Genomic DNA, 19,447 nt, shown 5'->3' with positions numbered 1-19,447 from the left:
TTCGTTACCGTATCGCCCCCGCTCGACGCCTCGCTAGGCGGGATCGATAATCAGCCGAATTCCTCCCCCGCCAGGGCAGGGCTATCGCATATGGCCCTCACGGTAAGTCGTTCGCCCTCCAAATCCACTTCGTCACCCCGGCCTTGCGCCGGGGTCCCGCTTCTTTGGACGGCGCGAAGAAGCGGGATGCCGGATCAAGTCCGGCATGACGGGGATGGGAAAGCCGTTGCAACACCCCAATGGCCATATGCGATCGCCCTGCCCGCCAGGGGGAGGTGGCATGCCGCAGGCATGACGGATGGGGAGGAAAGGGAAACATCGGTTCCGTGTCCTCCCCCTCCGTCACGGCTGCGCCGCGCCACAGTGCCGGGTCGGTCATGCCCCCGGCATGACCTTGAACGGCTGGGGACCGTTCAACCCGGCACTCCCTGGCGGGGGAGGAATTGTCATCTTCCACAACTTGAATGTCGACCCGGCCTAGCGCGGCCGTCGCTTGTAGACCGGCGCCGCGTTGGCGCTCTCGGCGGCGGCGAGCAGGCGCCAGCGGTCGAACCGCTCGCGGGTCAGCGTTCCCGCCTCGATCGCCGCACGTACCGCGCACCCCGGCTCGTTGCCGTGCGAACAATTGGAGAAGCGGCAATCCGCCGCCGCCAGCGCGAAATCGTCGAAGACGTCGGCGATGCCCTCCGCCGCTTCGGACAATTGCAGCTCGCGCATGCCGGGCAGATCGAGCAGCCAGCCACCGTGGTCGAGCCGATGCATCCGGCGTACCGTCGTCGTGTGCCGGCCGGTGTCGTCGTTCGCGCGAACCGCCTGGGTGGCGATACTGTCCGATCCGCGCAGGCTGTTGACCAGGGTCGACTTGCCGACCCCCGACGAACCGAGGAACGCCACCGTCTGGCCGACGCCGCACCAGCCGGCGAGCCGCGCGACCTGCGCCGGTTCGCGCCCGTCGACCGTCTCGATCGCCAGATCGGGCTCGATCGCGCGGATCGCGGCGACGTAGTCCGCCGGCGTCTCGGTCAGGTCGATCTTGGTGAGCACCACGACCGCCTGCACCCCGGCTTCGCGGGCGAGGACGAGATAGCGCTCCAGCCGCGCGACGCTGAAATCCTGGTTGCACGAGGCGACGATGAAGACGGTGTCGACGTTCGCCGCGATCATCTGCTCCTTGCGGGCATCACCGGGCGCGCGCCGCTTGAACAGGTTCTTGCGGGCGAGCACGCGGACGGGCAGCAGCGTGTCGTCGGCGATCAGCAGCCAGTCGCCGACGGTCGGATGATCGTCGGTCGGTCTGGCGCCCTGCACATAAGGCGAGACGAGCCTGTCGACGCCCGCTCCGACGACTTCGACCTGACCGCGATGCACCGCCATCACCCGCACGGCATGGGTCTGCGTCGCCTCCTCGGGCGTCAACTGGGCGGCGAAATGATCGTCCCAGCCGAGGTCGCGCAATGTCTGGTCGGTCGAATTCATAATGTTCGCAGCAGCATCTTTCTGAGCACGGACCCGTCGCCGGTCATGCACGATCTTGCCCGGGCCGTCATGCGCCATCGTCGTCGCGACCCGGCGATCAATAGGCCACCGACAGCGACCAGGTCACCAGCGGGATCACCGTCGCGGTCTCGCCGCCCGGCCCGCTGAGCGCGGCGAGACGGTCGTCGCGGACCAGCGCCAGCGCCTCCCAGCGCATCGTCCCATGCGTCGCGCCGAGCAGGAACGGCGCCTCCAGCGCCGCGCCGGCGCTGGCGAATGATCGGTTGCCGCTGCGTGTGCCGTAGAAGCCGTGCCAACCCGTCCCGATCGCGAGCGGCAGGCTGAACCGCGGCGCGCGTTCGCTCTTGCCGAGGTCGACGCCCGGCTCGATCGCCGCCTGCGCATAGACGCCGCCGTCCCCCCTGGTCCGCGTCGTGACGACGAAGGTCGGCGCGATCCTGCCGAAGCCGTCCTTCCCGGCATAGGCGAGCGACACGCTGGCTTCGTGCGTCGTGCCCGATACGTGGTTGGGGCTTGTCTTGATCGTATAGACCGCGGCGGTCCGCAGCCCCTTCAACGGTGCGAAGACCAAAGCGGCGAGGGTGTTGCTCTCGTACCAGGCGCGCGGCGCGCGCCTCTCGCTTCGGCCCGGCGCGTGGACGCCGTTGGACGAGCGCAGCACCAGCCAGCTCGTCGTCTCGCCGTCCGCGCCGTGCGACAGGTCGATCGCTGCGCCGATCTGCGCGTGCACGGGCAGGCGCGCGAGATCGGCGCGATCGTCGTCGTAATTGCCGCGCGCGAAATCGCCGTTGCGCGCATCGAATGCGAGCATCGGGTGGACCCGGCCGTCGCCGACATCGGCGCTGCCCAGCGTGGCATCTTCGGTATCGATCGTCGGCACCGACTGCGCGCTCGCTCCGGTACCCGCCAGCCCGGCGCAGACGATCCAGGCACAGCGGCCTGCCCCTCGGGATATCCGTCTCATCATCGGCTCGTAACAAGCAGGATCGGGGTCCGTTGCGCCGGCGGCAAATAATCCGGACTATTCGTCGCCTGCCCCCGACACTCTTGATCGACGTTTATACAGAAGAACGTCGCGGCCATATCTTTCGCGATCAGGGAACGGATCGGCGTACGTTGCGCTCTAATGCGATGAGCGCCAACACACCGTCAGATCGCGCCGCGCGCGACGAGGGCAACCCGCGATCGACGGCGAAGCTGTTCGGTCACCCCCTGCATCCGATGCTGGTGCCGTTCCCGATCGTCTGCTTCATCGGCGCGTTGATCACCGATCTCGCCTATCTCGGCTCGGCCAACGTCCAGTGGAGCAATTTCTCGATCTGGCTGATCACCGCCGGACTGGTGATGGGCGGCCTCGCCGCGCTGACCGGGATCATCGATTACGCCGGCGATCGCCGCGTCCGTGCCGCGCGCCCGGCGACCCCGCATATGATCATCAACCTCAGCGTCTTCGTGATCGAGATCGTCAACGCCTTCGTCCACAGCCGCGACGGCTGGACCGCCGTGGTGCCGACCGGGCTGACGCTGTCGGCGATCTCGGTGCTGCTGCTTGGCGTCAGCGCGTGGCTCGGCGGTTCGCTCGTCTACAAGCATCGCGTCGGGGTTCGGTCATGACCGTGACCCGTAAGATCCTCGCCGGCGCCGCCTCCGCGCTGGTGCTGGCCCTCGCCGGCTGTAACGACGGCGGTGCCAAATTCGATCGCAACAGCCAGATCGGCCCCAATCCGGTCCTGCCCGCCCCGCAGCAATATCTCGTGCCACCGATCCATGTCGCCGAAGTCGTCGGCTGGGGCGCGAACGAGACGCCGATCGCACCGGCCGGGCTGCGCGTGCAGGCGCTGGCGCGCGATCTCAACCATCCCCGCAACATGCTCGCGCTGCCCAATGGCGATGTGCTCGTCGTCGAATCGCAGGGTCCCAATCTCGATCCGATCACCCGACCCAAGAACCCGATCGTCTCCTGGGTGCAGAAGCGTGCGACCGGCCAGAGCGGCGCCAAGCCCAAGGGCGCGACCAACCAGATCACCCTGTTGCGCGATGCCGACGGCGACGGCGTACCCGAACTGCGCACCGTCCTGCTCGGCCATCTCAACTCGCCGTTCGGCGTCGTCTTCGCCGATGGCTATCTGTACGTCGCGGCGACGGACGCGGTGCTGCGCTATCCCTATGCACTCGGCCAGACCCGGATCACCGCGGCGCCGGTGCGCCTTACCGAATTGCCCGGCGGCCCGATCGACCATCACTGGACCAAGAGCCTGACGCTCAGCCCCGACGGCACCCTGTTGTACGCAACGGTCGGTTCGAACAGCAACATCACCGAAAACGGCATGGAGGCGGAAAAGAACCGCGCTGCAGTCTGGGAGATTGATCGCGCGACCGGCCGGTCGCGGGTCTTCGCCTCGGGGTTGCGCAATCCGAACAGCCCGAGTTTCTATCCCGGCACCAGCACCTTGTGGGTCGTCGCCAACGAGCGGGACGAACTGGGCCCGAACCTCGTCCCCGATTATCTGACCTCGGTGCGCGATGGCGGCTTCTATGGTTGGCCGTACAGTTATTACGGCCAGCACGTCGATCCCCGCGTCATGCCTCAGCGCCCCGATCTCGTCGCGCGCGCGATCCCGCCCGATTACGCGTTGAGCAGCCATGTCGCCGCGCTCGGCCTCACCTTCTACACCGGCAGCAGCCTGCCCGCGAAATACCGCGGCGGCGCGTTGATCGGCGAACACGGCAGTTGGGACCGCGACGAGCTCAACGGCTACAAGGTGATCTTCGTCCCCTTCGCCAATGCCCGCCCCTCCGCCAAGCCACAGGATTTCCTGTCCGGCTTCCTGACCGCGGACGGCAGCAAGGTGCGCGGCCGTCCGGTCGGCGTGGCCGTCGATCGCACCGGTGCCGTGCTCGTCGCCGACGATGCGGGCAACGTCGTGTGGCGGGTGTCCGCGGCGCGATGAACAGGCGACATGCCGGGGTGCGACGATAGGTCTTACGCGACTGTTCTATCCTGGGTCCGCTCGATATAGCGGCGCCTGCGAAACGCCCGGCATTCTGGCCGAAGCCGTTGCGCGACAAAGGAAATCAGGGATGCTCGATCGCCGTCTGTTCTGTCTGGGCTCCGCCGCGACCCTGGCCCTGTCGCGGGGCGCGTCTGCCGCGGCGACCACGGCGGCCGGACCTGCCGATGCGGCATTGGCGCGCCTGCTTGACGATTTCTACAAGACCGCGCTCGACGAGAGCCCGACGCTGGCGACTTCGCTCGGCGTCGATACCGGCACGCGGGCGTCGGCGAAGCGCCGCCTCGACGACGCGTCGCCGGCCGCGCTCGCGCGGCGCAAGCGCCTGGTGACGGAGCAGCTCGGCCAGCTCCGCCGCATCGACCGCGCGCAATTGAGCGCCCCTGCCGCGATCAATTATGATGCCGTCCTCTACGACACCGAAGCGACCGACGCCGCCGATCGCCGCTTCGCGTATGGCGGCACCGGTGCGGGCAGCCCGTATGTCCTGTCGCAACTGAGCGGCGCCTATTCGGGTACGCCCGACTTCCTCGACAGCCAGCATACGATCGCGACCGCGGCGGACTGCGAGGCCTATCTGTCCCGCCTCGACGCCTTCGCCGTCGTCATGGATCAGGAGATCGAGCGCGTCCGCCACGATGCCGGCCTCGGCGTCGTCCCGCCCGATTTCGCGATCGACGGCGCGCTGGGGCAGATGAAGGTGCTGCGCCAACCCGCCGCATCCTCGACGCTCGTCACCTCGCTCGCGACCCGCGCGCAGGCGAAGGGGATCGTCGGCGACTGGCAGGCCCGTGCCAGCGCGATCTACGACAAGAAAGTGGTTCCGGCGCTCGACCGGCAGATGGCGCTGCTCACGACGCTGCGGGCGAAGGCGGTGCACGACGCGGGCGTCTGGCGGTTGCCCGACGGCGACGCTTATTATGCCGCATCGCTGCGCGCCGCGACGACAAGCGACCTGTCGCCCGACGAGGTCCACCAGATGGGGCTCGACGTCACGCGCGAATTGAGTGCGCGCGCCGACATGCTGTTCGGCAAGCTCGGCATGACCAAGGGCACCGTCGCCGAACGGTACGCCGGCCTCTTCAAGGACCCGCGCTACCTCTATCCCAACACCGACGCCGGCAAGACCAAGGAGATCGCCGACCTCAACGCGCTGGTCCAGGCGATGCAGCTGCGGCTGCCGGCCTATTTCGCGACGCTGCCCAAGACGCCGCTCGAAATCCGCCGCATCCCCGCAGCGACCGAGGCGGCCTCCTCGACCCATTATACGGAGGGAAGCCTCGACGGCACGCGCCCCGGCATCTACTGGCTCAACCTGCGCGACACGGCCGAGGCGCCGTTCTGGGACATGCCGACGACGACCTTCCACGAAGGCGTCCCCGGCCACCATCTCCAGATCACGCTGCAGCGTGAATCGGCGCTGCCGATGTACCGCAAGATCCTGTTCTTCGGCGCCTATATCGAAGGCTGGGCGCTCTATGCCGAACAGCTCGCCGACGAGATGAACTTCTACAGGGATCAGCCGGCGTGGGAGCTGGGCTATATCCACGACGCGCTGCTCCGCTCCGGCCGGCTCGTCGTCGACACCGGCATCCACGCCAAGCGCTGGAGCCGCGAGAAAGCGATCGCGACGCTCAGCGGCATCGACGGCGACCCCATCTCGCTGTCGACGCAGGAGATCGAACGCTATGCGGTCTCCCCCGGCCAGGCGAGCAGCTATATGGTCGGCAAGATCACCATCCTGCGCCTGCGCGAAAAAGCGAAAGCGGCCCTCGGCGCCGCCTTCTCGATCGGCCGCTTCCACGATGCGATCCTGCTGGCCGGCGCACTGCCGCTCAAGGTACTGGAAACCCGCGTCGACGCCTTCATCGCCAACGGCGGCCGCGCATGAGCGGCGGCGGGGAAGGAATTGCCGATCGCGCCATGGCCGATCGACGGTCAGGGTTACGCGCCGAAACCGTATCGCTCTGATCCGAACGGAACTTCAACCGTCACCCCGGCCCTGAGCCGGGGTGACGCTTTTCCCGAGGCCGGAGCCCAAGGCCGATCGCCATTCAGCTTGTGGGCTATTGTAATTCCTCCCCCGCCAGGGAGTGCCGGGTTGAACGGCCCCCGGCCGTTCAAGGTCATGCCGGGGGCATGACCGACCCGGCACTGTGGCGCGGCGAAGCCGTGACGGAGGGGGAGGACACGGAACCGACGTTTCCCTTTCCTCCCCCTCCGACATGCCTGCGGCATGCCACCTCCCCCTGGCGGGGGAGGACTTACGCTCCGACGATGAATGTCGATCCCGCCCACAGCGGGACCCCGGATCAAGTCCGGGGTGACGATCCAAAGACCTGCGACATCAACGCCGCCCCTCCGCTCCCGCCGGTCGGCGGGAGCGGAGGCTGCGGTCAGAAGCGCGCCGGCTGGGCGTAGCGGGTGCGCTCCTCGCGCACCTGATCGGCGGTATAGGCAGGCGCATCCGGATCGAACGAGCTCCAGCCGCTCTCGCGATAGCTGGCGCCGCGCGTCGCCGCCGTCACCGAACCGTTCCGGTCGAGCACGGCTTCGGCCTCGCCGACCAACGCGTCGGGCACCTTGGCGCTCACCAGCGACCCGCCGCGACGGACACCCTCGGCATAGACGTGGGCGTCGTTCTCGTCATGCCCGGCGTCCTTGAGCGCGCCGACAATCGTGCCCGTCGCCGCGCCGCCCGCTGCGCCTATCCCGGCGCCGGCGGCCGTCGCCGCAAGCCATCCGGCAGCGACGATCGGTCCGAGCCCGGGGATGGCGAGAAGCCCGAGCCCCGCGAGCAGACCGCCAGCCCCGCCCAGCATCGCGCCGGTCGATACGCCACGGCTGACATCGCCGTGATCGTTGACACCGTCATGATCGTGCGCGGTACGGTCGTCGTGATGGCCGTCGGCATTGCTCGCGACGATGCTCAGATCGCCATGCGCGATCCCGAGCTGTTCCAGATCGCGGACTGCGGTGGTGGCATCTGCATAATTGTCGAACAGTCGCGTGATGGTCTGTGACATGAAATCTCTCCTGGTGAATTCGATCAGCGCGTGGTGATGTTGCCCTTGTAGTCCAGCATCACCGTGAGCTGCTTTCCGCCCTTGGTCGCCGCACCCTGCCAAAGGCCGTTCTGCTTGGTGAGCTTGGACGCGAGCGTGTAGCCCGCCTTCGCAAAGCGACCGCGCGCCTGGTCCTCGGTGAACGAATTGGCGCCCTTGGCGGGCGCCGCGACGCCGTGCGGCGCGCCGTTCTTTACCGCCGGGTTATGGGAGCCGGCCTGCGTCTGCGCCGGCGCGGCGCTGGCGAACAGGGCGACGGCCGAGACGGCCAGCAGATATCGAACCATAAACTCTCCTGGGTTGATGTTGTCGTGTGCTCGCCGGGTCTGCGAACGGCCCGCGTTCGCGGGACCGGCCGGCGATGTCGCTCGCGCGTCGGCCCGGCCGTATCGCCCCGCCCGGTCGGGCGGGACGCACGGCCGAGCTGTCGCTCAGCGCACCGCGCCGCGGCGAAAGAGGTTGATGATCGCCAGCAGCACCACCGCGCCCAGCAGCGATACCACCACGGACTGGATGCTGATCACGCCGCTGGTGATCGGTGCGCCGCCGATCAACGGGGTGATCAGGAAGCCCGCCAGCATGGCGCCGACGATGCCGACGACGATGTTGAGGAAAATCCCCTGCTGGCCGTCGGTGCGCATGATCATGCTCGCCACCCAGCCGATCAATCCGCCGACGATAAGAAGTACAATCAGTCCCATGGTGGTTCCTTCACATCATGAATTCGTGGTCGCTCAACGGGCGACGGCACGATGATGTTCAGATCGGCACCGGATCGCGGGCCGGGACCATTGGTGCACCAGCACTAATCGGACTAGTATCGATCGGGAACGTCGGCGCCGCCCGCGCGCTTGTAGGACCATGCCGACACCCGCTTCCTCGCCGACGCTCCGCCACCTCAAACAGCTTATGGCGCAGTTGCTCGACGGTGTGATCCTGCTCGATGCCACCGGCATGATCCTGAGTGCCAACGCCGCGGCCTTGCGCATGCACGGCATCGAAGAGCTCGAGGATCTGGGTGCGACCGCCGAAGGCTATGCCGAACGCTTCACGCTCCGCTCGGGCACCGGCCGGCGGCTGAAGCGCCGCGACTATCCGCTGTTCCGGCTGCTCGCCGGGGACAGCTTTCCGGACGAGATCGTCGAGGTGATGCCGGCGGGCGAGGACGAGGTGCGCTGGGTGCATCAGGTTCGCGACGTCACGATGGATGTGGATGGCGGAGAGCCGGACTATCTCGCCCTCGTTCTCTGCGATGTCTCCGCGCGGTTCGATGCCGAAGCGCGGTTCAAGGCGATGTTCCAGGCGAACCCGGCGCCGGCGCTGGTCGTGCGCCTGTCCGATCTGCGCGTGATGCGGGCCAATCGGGGATTCCAGTCGCTGACGGGGTTCAATGAAGACGACCTGAGGGGCAAGGCGCTGTTCGGCCTCGATCTGCTCGGCGGCTTGGCGGACGCGAAAAAGGTCAAGACGTTGATCGAGGAGGGGCGGGTCGTGCCCCAGGCCGAAGCCGAATTGCTCGCGGCGGACGGATCGCGGCGGCTGGTCTTGTTTGCCGGCCAGCCGATCGACGTCACGCAAGAGGACGCGCTGCTGCTCACCTTTGCCGACCTTCAGCCGCGCCGCGAGGCCGAGCAGGCGCTCGCCGCCAGCGAACGGCATCTTCTGACCGTGTTCGAGATGGCCCCCGTCGCCATGGCGGTGACGCAAGGCGCCGACCGTTCGATCACCCGCGTCAACGCGGCGTTCCGGGCACTGACGGGATATGACGGCGCAGAGCTCACCGGGCCCGCGACGGACGGCCAAGGCGTGTGGGACGTGCGCGACGCCTATCACGCAGCGGACCGGCTCGTGGCGGAACACGGCACGCTGCGCCACTATGAAGCGCGGCTGCGGTCGCGCACGGGCGGATTGATCGACTGCCTCGTGTCGGGCGAGGCCATCAACGTCGATGGGACGGATTGCGTGTTGTGGGTCTATCAGGACGTGACAGAGCGCCGCCGCGACGAACTCGAACTCGCCAAGGCCATCGACGAGGTGATGCAGGATACGAGCTGGTTGAGCCGCTCCATCCTCGACAAGCTGGCCACGCTCCGCCGCCCGCAGACGCAGTCTCCCGCCGAAGACCTCAGCCCCCGCGAGCGGGAGGTGCTCGGCCTGATCTGCGACGATCTGGACGATACCGGCATCGCTGAACGCCTGAGCCTGTCACGCAACACCGTGCGCAACCACGTCGCGCGGATCTACGCCAAATTGGGGGTGAGCCGGCGCAGCGGCGCGGTTATCTGGGGTCGGGAACGCGGCATGGGCTCGCACGGCTCGTAGCTCGCGGCCCCGGCGCGGATCGACAGTCATCGGCGCCGTGCGCGATGCCGCGTTCGAGTCCGCGCAATTCGGCGAGGCCTCGCATCCGCCCGAGCAGCGAATAGCCGGGATTGGTCGTCCGGCCGAGATCGTCGAGCATCTGATGGCCATGGTCGGGTCGCATCGGGATGCTGCGCCCCTCGCGGACCGAGAGGCGATGCACCGCCGCGACGACCGCCGTCATGCCGGCGTCGCCGCCGAGATGCTCGGCCTCGTGAAACGCGCCGTTCGCCTCGCGCTGGACGGAGCGCAGATGGAGGAAACCGATGCGATCGCCCAGCCGATCGACCATGCCCGGCAAATCGTTGTCGGCCCGCACCCCGAACGATCCGGTGCACAGACACAGCCCGTTCGATGCGTTGGGCACGCGCGCGAAGAGGTCGGCGACATCCGCCTCCGTGCTGACGACGCGCGGCAAGCCGAAGATCGGAAAGGGCGGATCGTCGGGATGGACGACCAGCCTGATCCCCAGTTCGTCCGCCAGCGGACACACCGCCTCGAGAAAGGCAACGTGATGATCGCGCAACCGCGCCGCATCGACGTCGGCATAGGTGCCGATCGCCCGCAGGAATTCGGCGGAGGTGAACCCCTCCTCGCTTCCCGGCAGACCGGCGATGATCGTCCGCTCCAGTTTTGCGCGCGCCGTCGCGTCCATCGCGGCAAAACGCGCCGCCGCCGCGTGGCGCGTCGGCGCGTCATAGCTGTCCTCCGCGCCCGGCCGCTGCAGGATGTGCAGGTCGTAGGCCGCGACTGCCACCGCCTCGAACCGCAACGCGCGCGCGCCATCGGGCAGTTCCCAGTCGAGATCGGTCCGCGTCCAGTCGAGCAACGGCATGAAATTATACGTCACCACATCGATCCCGCAGCTGGCGAGGTTGACGAGGCTCTGCCGGTAATGGTCGATCAGCATGTCTCAATCGCCCGAGCGCGTCTTGATCCGCTCGTCGACCGGCAGGCTCTCGACCACGGTCCAGTCGAGCCCCGCGGCCGCCACCATCGCCTTGCGCTCGGCGATCGCGTCGCGATGCCACACCGCGCCGTTCGGCACCTCGTGCAGCGCGGTCACCACACCGCCTGCGCCCGCTTGGCGGATATCGCGCAACCGTACCGGGTCGGCCGGCCCGAACCAGCGCATCGTCTGTGTCATCAACACGATATCAGTCTTCCACAATCGTCGTGGCCGCGCGCGGTTTGGCGCGCAGCAGGCTCCACAGAACGGCGGCGGCGAGCAGGTCGAGGCCGGCCAGTGCCGCGAACAACGGATCATAGCCCCAGGCATCCGCGCTCTGCCCGATCAGCAAGGTGAACAGCATGCCGCCGACCCAGGCAGAGGTGCCCGCCATGCCGCTCGCCGTCCCGACGGTGCGGCTGTCGAACATGTCCGCGCACAAGGTGATCAGCGCCCCGCTCAACATCTGATGCGCAAATCCGCCGATGCAGAACAGCAGGATCGCGACCCCCGGCGAGGCGGCGAGACCGATGCACGCCGGCCCGATCATGCAGATCGCGCCGACCGTCATAGTGATCTTGCGCGACGCGACCAGCGACACGTCGCGCCGCATCAGCCAGTTCGGCAGCACGCCCGCGGCGAGACTGCCGAAATCGGCTGCGAGGAACGGCATCCATGCCCACAGCGCGATGCTCTTCAGATCGAGCTGCCAGACCGAGACGAGATACAGCGGGATGAAGAAGTTGAACGTCTGCCACGCCGGTTCGGCGAGGAACCGCGGGACCGCGATACCCCAGAACGCGCGGCTTTTGAGCAGATCCCGGCGCGTCGCCGGCTTGCCACCGACGTCCTCGTCACGCGCCGCGGAAATCGCATCGCGCTCGGCGACGCTCAGTGCCGGATGATCCGCGGGGCTGCGATAGGCCCAATACCAGAGCAAGGCCCAGACGAGGCTGAGCCCCCCGGTGACGACGAACGCCGCCTGCCAGTTCCAGGCGAGGATGCAGAAAGCGACGAGCGGCGGCGCGATCATATTGCCGACGCTGGTGCCCATCTGGAACACGCTGGTCGCCAGCGAGCGTTCGCGCGGCGGAAACCATTCGGACACCGTCTTGGCGCCTGCCGGGATCGCCGCCGCTTCGCTGGCGCCGAGCAGCGCGCGAAACAGCGCGAGGCTCGGCCATCCCGTCGCCAGCGCATGCGCCATGTTGGCGAGCGCCCAACCGATCGCGAACAGGAAGAAGCCGAGCCGCGTGCCCAGCGCGTCGAGCACCCCGCCCGCGACGGTCTGCATCACGGTATAGCTCGCCTGGAATGCCAGCACGACCCAACTGTAATCCTCGGTCGTCATGCCGAATTCGGTCTTGAGCTGCGGCGCCGCGACCGACAGCGTCGAGCGGGCGAGGTAGTTGAGGATCGTCCCCAACGTCACCAGCCCGATCAGCCGCCAGCGTAAGGGAATGTCGCGCCAGCTACGCCGAGCCTGGCTCATCGCACGATCTCGATGCCGGAGACGATCGCGTCGCCCTTGGCGGGGACGAAGGCGAGATCGAGCTTGCCGCCGCGCACCGTGACCACAGCGCTGCGGGTCAGCGCCTTCGCCGTGCCGCCGGCTTGGCGCGCGATGTCGAGCGCCTTGACGATCGGCTTGCCGTCGGCGGTGACGTCGAACACGCGTGCGCCCGCCGCCAGCGCCGGTTCGACGAAGGTCAGGGTCACCGTGTAGCGACCATCGGCCAGCGGGATCGCATAAGCGAAGCGGCCTTCGCGATAGGTCGCCGCCACCGCGGCATCCGCCGTGCCCGCGATCACCGCCGCGACCGCAGGCTTGCCGTAATCGGCGGGCTTGGTCAGCGTTCCCGCCGTCCCGCCGGTGAAGAAGGCGTCGGACCCGAACCGCCGCGTCGCGGGCGCAGCGACGATCGCGCCGGCGTCGATGCGGACGTTGGCAGCAGCGTCAGCGGAGAGCGTCCAGTCGACGCGGTCCTCAGTGGTTCCGCCGCGCGCGACGAGCGCGTTGCTTCCCGCCGCGAGCGCGACGTTCTGCCAGACGCAGATGCGATCCGGGCAGCCGCTGCGCGTTCCCAACGAGCGCCCATTGAGCAGCAGGTCGGTCGAGACCGCGTTGCTGTAGACGCGCACGTCGGTGACCGGATAGGCGCGGTCCACATACCGCCGCCCGTTGATATGGACCGTCGGCGTCTGGCTCCAATTGGCCTTGTAGAAGTAATACGCGTCCTTGCGGATCGCCCGGTCGTAGGTGACCAGCCCCTTGGTATTGATGTCCTGCGCATCGCCTTCGGCCCGGATCGTCGTTGCAAAGTCGAACGAATTCCACAGGAACGTCGCCCAGAGATAAGGTCGCGCCTTCAGCGTCTTCCACGCCTCCTCATGGATATAGCTCTCATATTCCTCGGGCTGGACGCGCCCGCGCGAGTCGATCGGGCCGCCGTGGACGTCGTCGGTATGAATGGTGGTCGCACCGCCCGCGCCATATTCGGTTACCGACAAGGGTTGTTGCGGGCGTTTGGCGTGGAGCAGGTCGAGATGCGGGCCCAGATCGCCTGGAATGCCGAAATACCAGCCGAAATAGCGGTTCGCGCCGCCCAGATCGGCAGCATTGGCGGTGGTCGGAATGGTCACCTTGTCGTCGAACAGCCGCCCTTCGCAACAGGTCGCGAGCGCGGTGCGGCGGCTGGGATCCTCGGCATGTGCGACGTCCTGCAACGTCTTGAGCAGCGGCATCGGATCGGGCGTCCGGCCGTCGGCGAAGCCGGTCAGGAAGGCCGGGAAGGAATTGCCGAAATCGACCTCGTTGGCGATGCCCCAGGTGACGACCGAGGGATGGTTGCCGTTCTGGCGGATCAGTTCGCGCATCTGCTGGCGAGCATTGTCGACCAGCGCCGCGCGCGGCTCCAGCTCGCCGCGCCGCGTCCAGGCGGACACCAGCGGGATCTCGTCCCACACCAGCAGGCCGTAACGATCGGCGAGATCGTGGATCGTCTGGCCATGCTGATAATGCGTCAGGCGGATCGCGTTGACGCCCATCTCGCGCATGATCGCGACATCGGCGGCGACATCGGCGGCGTCGATCGCCCAGCCCTTCCCCTCGCGGTCCTGATGATAGCCGACGCCGTGCAGCGACACGTGCCTGTCGTTGAGGAACAGACCCTGATCGGGGTCGATGCGGATCGTGCGGATGCCGAACGGCTGGCGGACGCGATCGAGCAGGCGACCGCGCGGATCGGTGACATCGACCGACAGCGTATATAGATAGGGGTCGTCGGTCCCCTGCCAGCGGTGAGGATCGGCGACGTCGAGGACCAGCGCGCCCTCCTGCGTGGCGCCGCCGGCGAGCTTCAGCGACGACCGGGCCGATGCCGCGACGCGTCCCTCGGCATCGATCAGGCTGGCGGTGATCCGGGCGGCACCGGCGCGACGGTCGGCGTTGGCGACGCGCGTCCGGACATCGATCCGGGCGGCGGTCGCGCTGGCGCTGGCGGTGGTCGCGAAGACGCCCGAACCGCCGAAATCGGAGAGATCGACATGGATGGGATCGACCGCGATCAGCCGCACCGGACGGTATAACCCGCCGTGGACGAAGAAATCGCCGGTCAGCGGCAGGATGTCGGCGGTTGCCGCATCCTTGCCGGCGGGAACGCTATTGTCGGTGCGCACCACCAGGACGTTGTCGCCGCTCTTGCGCAACACATCGGTGGCATCGAGCCGGAACCGCGAAAAGCCGCCGGCATGATCGCCGAGCTTCCTGCCGTTGAGCCAGACGCTGGCGGTCCGGCTCGCCGCGTCGAACTCCAGCCAGATACGCTTGCCCCGCATCGCCGCCGGAACGGCGAAGCGCTGGCGATACCAGCCGAGCCCCTGCGTCTTGTCGACCGTTTCGGCACGGTGGATGTGGTTCTGCGGATCGGGGCGGTAGAAGCCGACGCGGTTCCAGCTGTGCGGCACGGTGACCGCCTGCCAGCCCGCATCGTCGAAGCTCTCGGCGGTGACGTCCGCGGGCGCGTCGCCCTGGTGGAAACGCCAGCCGGTCGTCAGCGGCTGGCTGGCGCGGGCGTCGCCCTGCGCGGTAGGCGTCGATACCTGCGCCCGTGCCGCGGCGATCGGCACGCCAGATACCAGCGTGCCAGCGACGAGCAGCCGCATGAAACGGTCAGTCATCATGATTGTCTCTCCTGTCCGATCGGCGATAACATCAAAATATCGGCCTTACCAGTGGCTCGTCCACTTATCAGGCGATACGCGTTCCGCCTGCCCGCTGCGGCCTTAAACCACCTCTTGCCGAGCCCATGGTGACCATGAACACCGTCGGGCAACCCGTGGTCGGATAAGGTGATATTGACTCTACAGACCAGTCACCTAATGTGGCCTTACCAGACCGCAACCATGCGGCGTTACATCAGGGATGAGGACAGCATGCGCAAAGGTATCGTTTGGCTGAGTGGCGTCGCGACGCTGGCATTGGCGCACCCGGCGTTGGCCCAGGAGGGCGGCATCGCCCCCGCCAACACCCCATCCGGTAACGGCGCGGCCAGCCCGCTCTCGCCGCCCGGCGACCAGCAGGGTTCGAACACATCGGCCACCGACACCGGCGCCCTGGAGGACATCGTCGTCACGGCGCAGAAGCGCGAACAGAATCTGCAGGATGTGCCGGTCGCGGTCACCGCGATCACCGCCGATACTCTGGTCAATCGCAACGTCGCGACGGTCAGCGACCTGACGCGGCTAGCCCCCAGCCTCACCGTCACTACGGGCGCGGTGCCGACCAACAATTCGATCAACCTGCGCGGCATCGGTACGGTCGCCTTTTCGACCGCGATCGAGCCATCGGTCGCCGTCATCGTCGACGACGTCGCCCTGCTGCAGCAAGCGCAGGCCTTCTCGGGCCTCAGCGACATAGCGCGGATCGAGGTGTTGCGTGGTCCGCAGGGTACGCTGTTCGGCAAGAACGCGTCGGCCGGCGCGCTCAACATCGTGTCGCAGGGCCCGAGCGCCACGCTGACCGGCGCGGTCAGCGGCACCGCGACGACGGATGACGAATATCGCGTCGATGCGGTGATATCCGGGCCGATCGCCGAGCATGTCGGCTTCCGCCTCAACGGCTTCTACGGTGATCGCGACGGCTTCATCAAGAACGTCTACGACGGCCGCCGGCTCAACAACGATCGCAGCTACGGCCTGCGTGGCCGCCTGGCGATCGATCCCCTGCCCGGCCTCACCATCGACCTGATCGCGGGTCATTCGATGTCCGAAAGCCGTGGCACGGCGCGGACGTTCCGCACCGTGCCCGCCGGCGCCGCGGTCTACGGCACGCCGCTCACCGCGACGCTGACCGGGATCACCCCCGGCGAGGACAATTTCAGCACCGCCTTCAACGGCCCGCTGTTCAACAAGAGCCTGCAGACCAACGGCAGCGGCCGCGTCACCGTCGATCTCGGCGCGGCGAACCTGGTCTCGATCACCAGCTATCAGGACTGGCGCTTCCGCTTCATGGAGGATTTCGACTATATCGCCAGTCCGGTGCTGGGCCTCGCCAACGGCATCGTCGCGCAGAGCGGCTTCCATGCCCGCCAGTTCGCGCAGGAGCTGCGTATCGCCTCCAAGGGCTCCGATCCGCTAAGCTATGTCTTCGGTTTCTATTATTCCGACGGCAAGACCGATCGCAACTTCGACCGCGGCCCTTCGGGTCCCGTCGTCGCCCGGTGGAATTCGACCAGTGGCACGACGACCTATGCGGTGTTCGGCCAAGCCTCCTACGACCTCGCCCGCGCGACGCATTTGGATGTCGGGCTGCGCGCCAATCACGAGGATGTTTCGGCCCGTTTCATCAATCTGGTGACGCCCGCGACGGTGCCGGCGAACAATGCCACCTGCCTCGCCCAATGCCTCGGCAAGGCGAAGGACAGCGTCGTGACCGGCAAGATCGCGCTGCGTCAGGATCTTGCCGAGCGGATCATGGCCTATGCGTCCTATTCCACCGGCTATAAGGGGCAGGGATACGATATCTCGACGGGCTTCACCGCCGCGCGTGCGGCGGTGCCGGTGCGGCCCGAAACGTCGAACGCCTATGAGCTTGGTCTCAAGAGCCGGTTCCTCGACAATCGCTTCCAGCTCAACGTCGCCGCCTTCTGGACCGACTTCAAGGATTTCCAGGCACAGTCCGGCGTGCAATTGCCGGATCAGACGATCCAGTTGCAGCTCAACAACGTCGGCAAGGTGCGCACCCGCGGCATCGAGGCGGAGTGGCAGGCACGACCGACCGAGATGCTGACGATCGACGGCGGCGCGAGCTTCACCGATGCCAAGATCCGCGAATATCCCAACGCGCAATGCTATACTGGCCAGACCGCGGCGCAGGGCTGCCTGCCGGTGGCAGGATCGGCGACGGGATTCCAGAATCTGGCGGGACAGCGCCTGGCCAATGCGCCGCGCTGGAAGTTCAACGTCGGCGGCAATTACGACGTACCGATGCCGCAATTGCCGTTCGACGGCTTCGTCCAGGCCGACGTCAGCTATCAGAGCGCGGTGAAGTTCGACTTCAGCAACCCCGCGCTCGTGCAGGGCGCCTATGCGATCGTCAACGGCAGCATCGGCATCGACCAGAAGGATCGCGGCGGCGTGCGCGTCGCGCTGTTCGTCAACAACGTGTTCGACAAACATTATGCCAGCGCGCTCGGCATCGCATCGGGTGGCACCGCCGGGCTGGTCGCGCAGACCTTCTCGCGCAACGCCCGCCGCTACGCCGGCATTCGCGCGCGCGCGCGCTTCTGATGCCGCCCGTGTCCCGCGGCGGCGTCGCGGGACCGGCCCTTATGATCCACGTTTCGCAGACAGGTGCCCCGATGAAGACGAAGATGCGAACGCTGTTGCTGCTATGCGCTGCCGTCGTCGGAAGCTGCGACGCCCCCCTGTCCGCCAGATCGGCGGCGCGCGCCGTCGCGCCCGCCGAAGCGGCGGCGGATCGCTGGGCGGCGGAGACCGAAGCGCGGATGACCGACGACGAGCGGTTCTCGCTGATCCACGGTTTCATGGCGTTGCGTATCCCCGGCTTCGGCGATCCCAATCTCGTCTGGCCCGACGATGTCGTACCCGGCGCGGGCTATGTTCCCGGCGTTGCGCGGCTCGGCGTGCCGTCATTGCGCGAAACCGACGCGAGCCTCGGCGTCACCAATCCGTTCGGGATCCGCAAGGACGATACCGCCACCGCGCTTCCCGCCGGATTGGCGCTGGGCGCGACCTTCGACCCGGAAATGGCGCGCCGCGGCGGCACCCTCGTCGCCCAGGAAGCACGTGCGCGCGGATTCAACGTCTTGCTGGGCGGCGGAATCAATTTGACCCGCGATCCGCGCAACGGCCGCAATTTCGAATATATCTCCGAAGACCCGCTGCTCTCCGGTCTGATGGGCGGCGCGGCGATCCGCGGCACGCAAGAGGCCGGGGTGATCGCCACCGCCAAGCATTTCGCCCTCAATTCGAACGAGACGAACCGCCACACCTGGAACGCGACGATTGATGAGGCGCCATTGCGCGAATCCGACCTGCTCGCGTTCCAGATCGCGATCGAGACCGGCAAGCCCGGATCGATCATGTGCGCCTACAACCTCGTCAACGGCGCCAAGGCATGCGGCAACGACTTCCTGCTCAATCGCGTGCTCAAACAGGACTGGCGCTACAAGGGCTGGGTGATGAGCGATTGGGGCGCGGTTTCCGCGGCCGATTTCGCGATCAAGGGCCTCGACCAGCAATCCGGCGACCAGCTCGACAAGCAAATCTGGTTCGGCGCGCCGCTGAAGGCGAAGCTCGCCGACGGCAGTTTCGACCGGACGCGCCTTTCAGACATGGTGCGGCGCATCCTGCGCTCGATGAAGGCGGTCGGTGTCACCGACTGGTCGCAGCAGGCGCCGGTCGACATGGCCGCGCACGCCGCCACCGCGCTCGAGGTCGCGCGGCGGGGCATCGTATTGCTCAAGAACGACGGCGTGCTGCCGATCGCGGCGACCGCACGAACGATCGCGGTGATCGGCGAGAAGGCGCAGATCGGCGTTCTATCCGGCGGCGGTTCATCGCAGGGCCTGCCGCCCAAGGGCTGGGCGGCGAGCGATCCGATCGGCGGCAGCGGCCAGATGGGTAGCTGGCGTATCGCACGCTGGTTCGCCGGCGCCCCGACCGACGCGCTCGCCGCCGCCGCACCGCAGGCGAAGGTGGAATTCGATCCCGGTCTCTCTCAGCACGCGGCGGCCGCCGTCGCGGCGCGCGCCGATGTCGCGATCGTCTTCGTCAACAAATATGAGGTCGAGGGATTCGATTCGCCCGATCTGGCGCTCCCCCGTGGGCAGGATGCGATCGTCGCGGCGGTCGCCAAGGCCAATCCCAATACGATCGTCGTGCTCGAGACCGGAAATCCCATCGCGATGCCGTGGCGCGACCAGGTGAAGGCGATTCTCGCCGCCTGGTATCCGGGACAGGAAGGCGCGCAGGCCATTGCCGACGTGCTGACCGGCAAGATCAATCCCTCGGGCCGCCTGCCGATCACCTTCCCGATGGGC

The 19,447-nt window shown here is 67.5% G+C and carries 13 protein-coding genes and 1 pseudogene; 6 read left to right on the top strand and 8 right to left on the bottom strand.

Features of this window, described 5'->3' with window-relative positions; genetic code table 11:
• Nucleotides 1-477: 477 nt before the first annotated feature.
• A complete protein-coding gene (gene rsgA / locus ACLBWH_RS06145) occupies nt 478-1,476 on the bottom strand; it encodes a ribosome small subunit-dependent GTPase A (protein ID WP_447797525.1) in 999 nt (332 codons plus the stop codon).
• A 97-nt stretch (nt 1,477-1,573) separates the two neighbouring features.
• Nucleotides 1,574-2,377, bottom strand: a complete 804-nt coding sequence (locus ACLBWH_RS06140) for a hypothetical protein (protein ID WP_447797523.1) — start codon at nt 2,375-2,377, stop codon at nt 1,574-1,576.
• A gap of 251 nt (nt 2,378-2,628) precedes the next feature.
• On the opposite strand from ACLBWH_RS06140, the gene ACLBWH_RS06135 reads away from it, so the two are divergent.
• The 3 genes from ACLBWH_RS06135 (at nt 2,629) to ACLBWH_RS06125 (ending at nt 6,399) form a co-directional block, all read left to right on the top strand.
• Nucleotides 2,629-3,111 carry a DUF2231 domain-containing protein gene (locus tag ACLBWH_RS06135; protein WP_447797521.1) on the top strand — a complete coding sequence of 161 codons (483 nt, stop codon included), beginning with the start codon at nt 2,629-2,631 and terminating at the stop codon, nt 3,109-3,111.
• Nucleotides 3,108-4,448, top strand: coding sequence for a PQQ-dependent sugar dehydrogenase (locus ACLBWH_RS06130; protein WP_447797519.1), 1,341 nt, complete (start codon nt 3,108-3,110; stop codon nt 4,446-4,448). Before ACLBWH_RS06135 ends, ACLBWH_RS06130 begins: the two co-directional genes overlap by 4 nt.
• 130 nt (nt 4,449-4,578) lie before the next feature.
• Nucleotides 4,579-6,399, top strand: coding sequence for a DUF885 domain-containing protein (locus ACLBWH_RS06125; RefSeq protein WP_447797517.1), 1,821 nt, complete (start codon nt 4,579-4,581; stop codon nt 6,397-6,399).
• Nucleotides 6,400-6,904: 505 nt separating this feature from the next.
• On the opposite strand, the gene ACLBWH_RS06120 is transcribed toward ACLBWH_RS06125, so the two are convergent.
• The 3 genes from ACLBWH_RS06120 to ACLBWH_RS06110 form a co-directional block, all read right to left on the bottom strand.
• A complete protein-coding gene (locus tag ACLBWH_RS06120; protein WP_322850796.1) occupies nt 6,905-7,534 on the bottom strand; it encodes a hypothetical protein in 630 nt (209 codons plus the stop codon).
• A 23-nt stretch (nt 7,535-7,557) separates the two neighbouring features.
• Nucleotides 7,558-7,860, bottom strand: a complete 303-nt coding sequence (locus ACLBWH_RS06115) for a hypothetical protein (RefSeq protein WP_447797515.1) — start codon at nt 7,858-7,860, stop codon at nt 7,558-7,560.
• Between the two features lie 144 nt (nt 7,861-8,004).
• On the bottom strand, nt 8,005-8,274 hold the full coding sequence (locus ACLBWH_RS06110) for a GlsB/YeaQ/YmgE family stress response membrane protein (RefSeq protein WP_038658230.1): 270 nt from the start codon (nt 8,272-8,274) through the stop codon (nt 8,005-8,007).
• A gap of 160 nt (nt 8,275-8,434) precedes the next feature.
• Here ACLBWH_RS06110 and ACLBWH_RS06105 point away from each other — a divergent pair, with 160 nt between their 5' ends.
• Nucleotides 8,435-9,895, top strand: coding sequence for a PAS domain S-box protein (locus ACLBWH_RS06105; protein WP_447797514.1), 1,461 nt, complete (start codon nt 8,435-8,437; stop codon nt 9,893-9,895).
• Here ACLBWH_RS06105 and uxuA read toward each other — a convergent pair.
• The 3 genes and pseudogenes from uxuA to ACLBWH_RS06090 all read right to left on the bottom strand — a co-directional run bounded on the left by uxuA (nt 9,852) and on the right by ACLBWH_RS06090 (nt 15,065).
• Nucleotides 9,852-11,069, bottom strand: a pseudogene (uxuA, locus tag ACLBWH_RS06100) (mannonate dehydratase). The gene ACLBWH_RS06105 and the pseudogene uxuA sit on opposite strands and share 44 nt — an antisense overlap.
• Before the next feature lie 22 nt (nt 11,070-11,091).
• Entirely contained in the window at nt 11,092-12,375 is a 1,284-nt protein-coding gene (locus ACLBWH_RS06095) for an MFS transporter (RefSeq protein ID WP_322850792.1), read from the bottom strand.
• On the bottom strand, nt 12,372-15,065 hold the full coding sequence (locus ACLBWH_RS06090; RefSeq protein ID WP_447797511.1) for a glycoside hydrolase family 2 TIM barrel-domain containing protein: 2,694 nt from the start codon (nt 15,063-15,065) through the stop codon (nt 12,372-12,374). The genes ACLBWH_RS06095 and ACLBWH_RS06090 overlap by 4 nt, the downstream gene beginning before the upstream one ends.
• A 252-nt stretch (nt 15,066-15,317) precedes the next feature.
• Between ACLBWH_RS06090 and ACLBWH_RS06085 the strand changes: the two genes are divergently transcribed.
• A complete protein-coding gene (locus ACLBWH_RS06085; protein ID WP_322850790.1) occupies nt 15,318-17,672 on the top strand; it encodes a TonB-dependent receptor in 2,355 nt (784 codons plus the stop codon).
• 71 nt (nt 17,673-17,743) lie between these two features.
• Nucleotides 17,744-19,447 (top strand): glycoside hydrolase family 3 protein (locus ACLBWH_RS06080; RefSeq protein WP_447797509.1); only part of this gene is annotated, 1,704 nt, incomplete at its 3' end.

The sequence above is a fragment of the Sphingomonas sp. M6A6_1c genome (genome assembly GCF_053345135.1).
This window is presented reverse-complemented; position numbering and strand designations above follow the sequence as displayed.